Annotated in this window: 5 protein-coding genes; 4 read left to right on the forward strand and 1 reads right to left on the reverse strand. The window is 38.8% G+C overall.

Annotation, left to right across the window (positions count from 1 at the left end):
- The 3 genes from L655_RS01000000125830 to L655_RS0117725 form a co-directional block, all read left to right on the forward strand.
- The coding region (locus L655_RS01000000125830) for a hypothetical protein (protein ID WP_024605785.1) at positions 1 to 2,200 on the forward strand (2,200 nt) is incomplete at its 5' end.
- A gap of 20 nt (positions 2,201 to 2,220) precedes the next feature.
- On the forward strand, positions 2,221 to 2,601 hold the full coding sequence (locus L655_RS0117720) for a DP-EP family protein (protein WP_024605786.1): 381 nt from the start codon (positions 2,221 to 2,223) through the stop codon (positions 2,599 to 2,601).
- A 184-nt stretch (positions 2,602 to 2,785) separates the two neighbouring features.
- A complete protein-coding gene (locus L655_RS0117725; protein ID WP_024605787.1) occupies positions 2,786 to 3,775 on the forward strand; it encodes a sensor domain-containing diguanylate cyclase in 990 nt (329 codons plus the stop codon).
- A gap of 78 nt (positions 3,776 to 3,853) precedes the next feature.
- On the opposite strand, the gene L655_RS0117730 is transcribed toward L655_RS0117725, so the two are convergent.
- Positions 3,854 to 4,336, reverse strand: a complete 483-nt coding sequence (locus L655_RS0117730; protein ID WP_024596882.1) for a winged helix-turn-helix transcriptional regulator — start codon at positions 4,334 to 4,336, stop codon at positions 3,854 to 3,856.
- Between the two features lie 168 nt (positions 4,337 to 4,504).
- Between L655_RS0117730 and putA the strand changes: the two genes are divergently transcribed.
- Entirely contained in the window at positions 4,505 to 8,308 is a 3,804-nt protein-coding gene (gene putA / locus L655_RS0117735) for a bifunctional proline dehydrogenase/L-glutamate gamma-semialdehyde dehydrogenase PutA (RefSeq protein WP_024596881.1), read from the forward strand.
- Positions 8,309 to 8,435 lie beyond the last annotated feature (127 nt).

Here is an 8,435-nt window from a genome sequence, read left to right on the forward strand (position 1 = left end):
CCTGCCAGCGTTAACCGCTAATTTAACGTTCTCCAATGACCCACAAACTCAAACACCACTGGATGAAATATTGTGCGCCGATACCGCCAATAACCCCGATGCATTGCCCATGCTGCAATACACATTGCAAGAGCTGTACTTACAGCGCAGTGATAATAACGAGCTACTGCACAGTGTTTACAAAAAACTCGGGGGTATTGAGGGCGCCATAGGCAAAAAAGCAGAAGATATATTTATTGACCTTAGTAATGAGCAACAGCAGCAACTAAAAAGCGTATTATCACAACTGATCACTTTAAACCCAGATGGTAAAACCATTACGAGCCGCGCTGCACGCTGGCAAACATTAACAAACACAAGCCAAAAAGAGCTTGTGCAAGCCATGGTCGATAGCCGTTTATTTGTATCGCATTTACAAAACCAAGAAGCCTGTTTTAGTCTTGCTCACGAGGCATTATTACGTCAATGGCCGCGCGCAAAACAATGGATTAATGACCATAAAGATGCCTTAGCAATAAAAAGTCGTTTACAACATCAAGCACAAAATTGGGTAGATGAAGGTAAAAGTAGTGCTTACCTCCTAGTGCCAGGTAAACCGCTACAAGAAGCGCAGCTATTACTTAACGACAAACTGTTTAAATTAGATGATAACGAGCATGCTCTTATCAAAAGCTCTGTAAAAAAAACAAAAACAAAAATAAGAGCAAAACGAGTGACCGTTGCTTTATTGTGCTTACTTACATTTACCGCGTTATTAATGAGCTTCACTAGTTTTAAAGCCCAACAGCATGCGCAAAAAAAGCAGCTTGAGGCCGAAAGCTTACTAGGGTTTATGGTCGGCGACTTTGCCGATAAATTACGTAGCGTTGAACGTATGGACTTACTTGATGGTATTAGTAATAAAGCACTTGAGTATTTTACTGATCAAACTGACGATTCAAGTTCACTTTTTAGCTTTAGCGATAATAAAGCACAATTTAACAACCGTTTTCAGTACGCACAAACCCTCGAAGCAATGGGTGAAGTAGCTTATTCCCGAGGTAAAACCGATGAAGCCTTTACCGCCTTTGAAAACGCCCGCACCCGCCTTGAGGCATTATTAAAAATACAGCCTAACAACTTAGAGCTACTCACGCTTGCAGGTGCCAATGCCTTTTGGCTTGGTCAATTAGCTTATGATCAAAATGATCATCAAGCTACTGAGCAAATGTTTAAAAAATACCACGCTTACAGTAAAAAAATGTATGCGCTGGCAGCCAATGATTTTAACTCCATTATGGAATTGTCGTATTCATCTAATTCTTTAGGCTCTTTATACATAGAAAAGTCTCACTACAGCGCTGCAAAAAAGAACTTTACAGAGTCGCTTTTACTTAAAAATAAAGCGCTTGAACTAAAACCGAATAACAAAAATTTACTTCGAGATAAATCCGATACGATTAGTTGGCTTGCAAAAACAGAAGAGAAGCTAAGTAACTTTAATGAAGCAGTTAATATATTGGAAGGTGCAGTTGAGGTAATCACAAAATTGATTGCTAACTACCCTCGTGATGCAAGCCTTTTTTACACGTCAGCAAACCTATATATGCAACAAAGTTATTTACTGAGCTATTTGAGTGATAAACGGATGGCTCATAAAAAAGCCAGCTTGGCTAATCAAGTTATCAATGAAGCTTTAGTACAAGATCCAAAAAACAATAAATTTCAGCTTATGTATTATCGCTCTTTAGCACATTCACTAATGCTATCTACTGATGAAGCTACTGACTCAACAATTGAAAAAATAATTAATTTTTTAAAATCTCAAAATTTTAAAAATACCAGCACTATTAATACACAAATTACACTGATTCAATATTTTATAAATAGACAGTCACCACTCAAAGCGCAGGAGTTATTAACTGAGCTTGAGAATAATGAAAACTACACACATCAATTAGCCAACCTAACTAGAACTGGTGATTACTTAGTACATACAAGAATAAACTTAATCAAAGCAAACTTAGCTACAACTAATAAACAGCGAGAGCAATTTTGCTTAAGTGCTATCAAAGCTATTTCTGAAGCTGCAAAAATAAGTCAGAGCGTAAAAATAACATACCCACTAGTACAAGCTTATACCTGTTTAAACAGAGAAGACGAGATATCAGAAATAAAAGCAAGCCTAGTTAAATTAGGCATTACGAACTTCCAACTATAATTACTCATAAAGGAAATGATATGAATAACACCCTAGAAAATGTCGACTTTCAAGTAAATATTAAACTTAACAACGGTGAAGCTATTTTTAGTTATACAAAAAATGGCGAACCCGCTACTGGCGGTAGTGTTGTAAGAACTGAAACCGCTGGCAACTACAATTTAGACGACGCCACAATTCAAAATGGTTTCGTATTTACTGGCGCTACTATCACCGATATCGACACACAAAAACCATGCGCCCAAGACTTCAGCTATAAAGTAAGTGATAACGGCCACATAATTATCATTACCGACACAGACGAAAATAATGGATCTGTATGCTTAACCTTTAACGTTGAGTGTAATGGCAAAAAATATGAAAGCGCCGATCCTCAAGTTAAGAATGAAAAAGAACTCTAATTAGCAACGCTTCTTTTTAAATTGCACAGGCCTATTAATTGCGGTGCAATTTTTTTAAAAACGCCCCTAAATAAACATTAAATAACAATAACTTAAATCAGAAGGTTACCGAAAGGTTTAAAACCCATAAATTAAATAAACTCCTAGACATAAAGTTTCATTAACAATAAAAATGAGCAACACCATGTCTAACAATAATGAAAATAGCAGAGCAAACAACACCGACAACGCTGTATCTGCATTAATCAGCAGCATTTCTAATACCGTTAACAATGAAAAAATAAGCGCAATTATTAATGTCACTAATGTCATGGCCGATGCTATTTTTATTGTTAATGCAGATGGAGTGTTTGAATCAGTAAATCCCGTTGCAGCTCGTTTTTTTAATGTTACGTCTGACTCATTAATAGGTAAAAAATGGCAAGATTGTTTACAAGAACAGTATCGCGATGACTATCAATACATGTTTGAAAGTTGGAAAAACAACTATCAAACACCACTCAATCATGGCCCGAAAGAAGTTAAAATAATAAAAAACAATGGTAACTGTTTAGATATAGAGCTCTCAATTTCTTGTATACCCGCATCAACCACAAACAATACTCCTCTATTTATTTGTATTATGCATGATATTTCTAGGCATGTTAAAAAGTATAAAGTACTCGAAAACATAGCCAAAATAGATCACCTTACAGGCGTCGCTAATCGCTGCACTTTAGAGAAGGCGATTATTAAAAATTGGCAAGAATGCATAGTAGACAAACAGCCTTTGAGTTTTATCTTGATCGATATTGATTTTTTTAAACTGTTTAATGATAATTTTGGTCATGTAAAGGGTGATAAATGTTTGCAAAAAGTAGCTCAAACAATTGAAGACTGCCTCCCCTCAAAAGATAGTTTAGTAGCACGCTATGGTGGTGAGGAGTTTGCTGTTGTATTACCCCGCTCACATGTCTCAAATGCAGAAATGATCGCAAAACGTATTCAAGAAAAAATACTCAACATTAATTTTAGAGATCTCGGTTTGCCAGCGAATGTAAAAATAAGTGTAAGCCAGGGTTTAGCGTGTGAATACGATAATCAGTACAGAACATCTGAGGCATTAATATGCGCGGCTGATACGGCTTTATATAGAGCGAAGTCGGAAGGTCGTAATAAATTATGTATAAGGTGATGTACTAACTATTTGGTATAGCCTTTATCTACTAAAATAAAAAACCGCAATTGCGGTTTTTTATTACTTGAGAAAAGCTTAAATATCGATTAGCAATCCTTCGTCCTTTTTAATCTTTTCGATCACCATATAAGTATGATGAGTACCCACGCCGGGAATATCTACTAAGTCGCCAAGAACTTGTCTATATTCTTCCATATTAGAAACGCGAATTTTTAATAAGTAATCATAACCACCAGCAACCATGTCACATTCGACTACTTGTTCTATCCTTAATATGTGCTCTCTAAATACTTTAAATACAGCTGTATTTGAAGCAACAAGCGATACTTGAACATGCGCTACTAAGCTCTGATTAAGTTTAGCTTCGCTAAGCTTGGCATAATAGCCTTCAATATACCCTTCTTGCTCTAATCGTTTAACCCGATCTAGGCACGGGCTGGCACTCAAATTAACCTGTTTTGCGAGGTTAACATTAGAAATTCTGCCGTTCTTTTGAAGAACGTCTAGTATGGCTAAATCAATACGATCTAGCATGCGTAATCTATTTGGAATTGTCATAACAGAATTTTATGCGGATAAGTTAAATTTATACCCTGTAAATTATCGTAAATCGCGAAATTTAACCAGCATATTCTGCTGAATTTTAATTAGAATGCACTCACAATATCACTGGTAATTTATTGGTAATTAATTTTACTTTAATTCTTAACATCCTGAGGGTTGCTTATGTTATTCAACGGCGATTTAACTACTACTTGTCCTATCAGACAAAGAATCCGTGACTTTTACCGCATAGATGAAAATGCAGTTATTGATCATATTTTACCGCTTGCAGAAGTAGGCGTAAAAGCACGAAGTCGTGCCTGGGAAAGAGCCCGCCAGATTGTTTTGAACATTCGTAAAGAGCAAGATGGGCAAGGCGGTGTTGATGCGCTTTTAAATGAATTTTCACTCTCTAGTGAAGAAGGCGTTGTATTAATGTGTTTGGCCGAAGCACTGCTTCGCGTACCAGATAAAGCAACTCAAGATGTACTTATTCGTGACAAGTTAGCCAAAGGTGATTGGAGCTCTCATTTAGGAAGCAGCGATTCTTTATTTGTAAACGCATCTTCTTGGGGATTATTAGTTACCGGTAAAATGGTTAACTACACAGACAAAACTAAAGAACAACAGTTCGGCATGCTTAAAAAGACCATTGGTCGTTTAGGTGAGCCAGTTATTCGTAAGTCTGTAAACTTTGCTATGAAAATTATGGGCAAGCAATTCGTAATGGGTCGTACCATTGACGAGGCAATTGAACGTGCTGCCGAAACAGAGCAAAAAGGTTACGTATATTCTTACGATATGCTAGGCGAAGGCGCGCGCACAATGAAAGATGCGAAGCGTTACTTTGACAGCTACATGAATGCTATACACTCAATTGGTAAAGCGGCCAATGGTCGTGGTCCAATTAAGAGCCCGGGCATTTCAGTTAAGCTTTCTGCTATTCATCCACGCTATGAGTTCACTCATAAAGACCGTGTGATGGAAGAAATAGTCCCTAAGTTAAAAGAACTTGCTCTTGCCGCTAAAAAATACGATATCGGCTTTACCGTTGATGCAGAAGAAGCAGACCGTTTAGATATTTCATTAGATGTAATTGAAGCGGTATTCAGTGATGAAGATCTTGGTGATTGGCAAGGATTTGGCTTAGCGGTTCAAGCCTATCAAAAACGCGCTATTTTTGTAATTGAATGGCTAACTGACCTTGCAACCCGCGTTGGTCGCAAGATGATGGTACGTCTAGTAAAAGGCGCATACTGGGATACTGAAATCAAAACCACACAGCAAGATGGTTTAGATCACTACCCAGTATTTACCCGTAAAGCAACAACAGACGTTTCTTACAAAGCGTGTGCTATTAAAATGCTTGAAGCGCGCGATGTGCTTTATCCGCAATTTGCTACACATAACGCTTACACTGCCGCGACTATTTTAGAAGTAGCCAAAGGCGACAACACTGGTTTCGAATTTCAACGTTTACACGGTATGGGTGAGTCATTATTCGACCAAATCGTTAACGAAGAAAAAATTCAGTGCCGCGTGTATGCCCCAGTTGGTCAACACGAAGACCTCCTTGCGTACCTTGTTCGTCGTTTGTTAGAAAATGGTGCTAACTCATCATTTGTGAACGCCATTGTAGATACAACAAAACCTGTTGAATCATTACTTCCAGACCCTGTAGAAACATTGCAAGGCTTGCGTAACAAGTACAATACGCAAATCAAAATGCCAATTGATTTATACGGTGAAGAACGTGCTAACTCTAAAGGCATGGATTTAACCGACATTAACGTTATTACCCCTTTCAAAGAGAATCTTGAAACATGGTTTAACGAGCACTTAATTGAGCAAAGCCAAGTACCTGAAGGCTCATTAGCTGTTAAAAACCCAGCAAACCACAAAGAAATCATCGGCCACGTTAAATTACAAACTGGCGAAGAGATGAAAGTATTACTGGCTAACGCTGAAGCAGCACTTGAATCATGGTCACAAACACCAGTAAGAGAGCGAGCTAACTTACTGCGTCGCGTTGCTGACATATTAGAGCGTCATCACGACGAACTTGTTGCTATCTGTATTAAAGAAGCAGGTAAAGTAGCGCAAGATGGTATTGATGAAGTACGTGAAGCGGTTGATTTTTGCCGTTACTACGCGGCGCGCGCTGAGGAGCTATCGCAAGATGAGCGTTTTGAAGCCCGTGGCGTTATTTTATGTATTAGCCCGTGGAACTTCCCGCTTGCAATATTCTTAGGCCAAGTTGCCGCTGCGATTGTTACAGGTAACACTGTAATTGCAAAGCCTGCTGAGCAAACAAGTTTAATAGCCCTTCGTGCTATTGAACTAATGCTGTCTGTTGGTTTACCTGAGCATGTTGTTCAACCGGTTATTGCTCGTGGTTCTGAAGTAGGCAAAACAATTGTTCCTGATGAGCGCATTCAAGCGGTTATGTTTACAGGCTCTACTGAAACAGGCACATTAATTTCTCAAACACTTGCTGCACGTAACGATATTCAAGTACCGTTAATTGCAGAAACAGGTGGCCAAAACTGTATGATTGTTGACTCAACGGCGCTTCCTGAGCAAGTAGTTGACGATGTGATCAGTTCTGGTTTTCAAAGTGCTGGCCAACGTTGTTCTGCTCTTCGTGTTTTATTCATTCAAGATGACGTAGCAGATGGCATTATCGAAATGCTTAAAGGTGCGCTAGCTGAGCTACACATTGGCGATCCATCGTTACTATCAACTGATGTTGGTCCGGTAATTGATGAAAAAGCACTTAAAAACTTAAACGAGCACGTTGAGTACTTAAAAGGTAATTCTATACTTCATTACGAGTGTAAAATCCCGGATAACACGCAAAATGGCGCATACTTTTTTGCACCTCGTTTATACGAAATCAAAGATTTATCAGTACTTAAACGTGAAGTATTTGGCCCATGTGTTCATATTGTTCGCTTTAAATCGAGCGAACTTGATGACGTGATGGATCAAATTAACAACACAGGTTATGGCTTAACAATGGGTGTACATTCACGCATTGAAGAGCGCTGTGAGTACCTTGCTAAAATGTCACGTGCAGGTAATGTTTACATTAACCGAAACATGATTGGTGCTATTGTTGGTGTGCAACCATTTGGTGGCCGTGGTTTATCAGGTACTGGCCCTAAAGCCGGTGGCCCTAACTACCTTCAACGTTTAGTAAAAGAAAAGGCATCACCAGATAACGTGCAAATGACAAACCTGACGCCAGATGAGCTTGATTTACACCACTACAGCGGTGCAAATGAGCAAGTTAAAAAGCTAATGGCTAACTCAATGCGCGATGAAAAAATCTGGCGTGCAACACCACTAAACGACCGTGTTTCGGCTGTGCGTCAGTTGCTTGCTAAAATCGCGACGGTAGAAATTATCGACGATTTAGCAGACGATTTAGCATTAACATTATCAGAAGCTCGTGCACAGCTTAACCGCCTTGAAAAGCACATGCGTAAATTTACTACCCTGCCAGGGCCAACGGGTGAGTCTAATACACTTCATCTAGAAGCGCGTGGTTGTGTAGTGTGTTATGCAGATAAGAGCACATCATTTAACTTCTGGGCATTGTCTATCATTACCGCTATTGCCGCAGGTAATACGGTAATTACTGTAGCATCTGAGCTGTTTTACGATGAAGCTGTTGCCTTTAAAGATAAATTTATCTCTACAGGTGTTGCTGAAGGTGTTTTCCAAGTAGCTAAACCTAATCAGTTACAAGCTATCTTAGCTCACCCTCATTTAGCTGGTGCGGTAGTTGCTGCTCGCTCGTCTCGTTTAGGCTACTTTAGCCAACAGCTTGCACAGCGTAAAGGCGCAATTTTACCGGTAATTAGCTCTGAGTATTACGATACATTAATCAAGCGCTTAATTACTGAAAAAACAATTAGTATTGATACAACAGCATCAGGCGGTAATACCTCGCTAATGACGCTTGTTGAAGATGATGAATAATTAAGCTAATGCTTTTTTACTAAAAAATAAAAAAAGGCACTGTAAAGCTGTCTCTTATACACAAATCCCTGCTAAGAAATTAGCGGGGATTTTTTTGAACTAAATCTCAATGTCATGATCAGATCTT

Origin of the sequence: Pseudoalteromonas sp. TAE79 (assembly GCF_000498015.1) — a bacterium.
Taxonomy (GTDB): domain Bacteria; phylum Pseudomonadota; class Gammaproteobacteria; order Enterobacterales; family Alteromonadaceae; genus Pseudoalteromonas.

What these genes read in the sequence shown, in the direction of transcription:
- L655_RS0117720 (WP_024605786.1), top strand. Translation starts at nt 2,221, where the DNA reads ATGAATAACACCCTAGAAAATGTCGACTTTCAAGTAAATATTAAACTT.
- L655_RS0117725 (WP_024605787.1), top strand. Translation starts at nt 2,786, where the DNA reads ATGTCTAACAATAATGAAAATAGCAGAGCAAACAACACCGACAACGCT.
- L655_RS0117730 (WP_024596882.1), bottom strand. Translation starts at nt 4,336, where the DNA reads ATGACAATTCCAAATAGATTACGCATGCTAGATCGTATTGATTTAGCC.
- putA (WP_024596881.1), top strand. Translation starts at nt 4,505, where the DNA reads ATGTTATTCAACGGCGATTTAACTACTACTTGTCCTATCAGACAAAGA.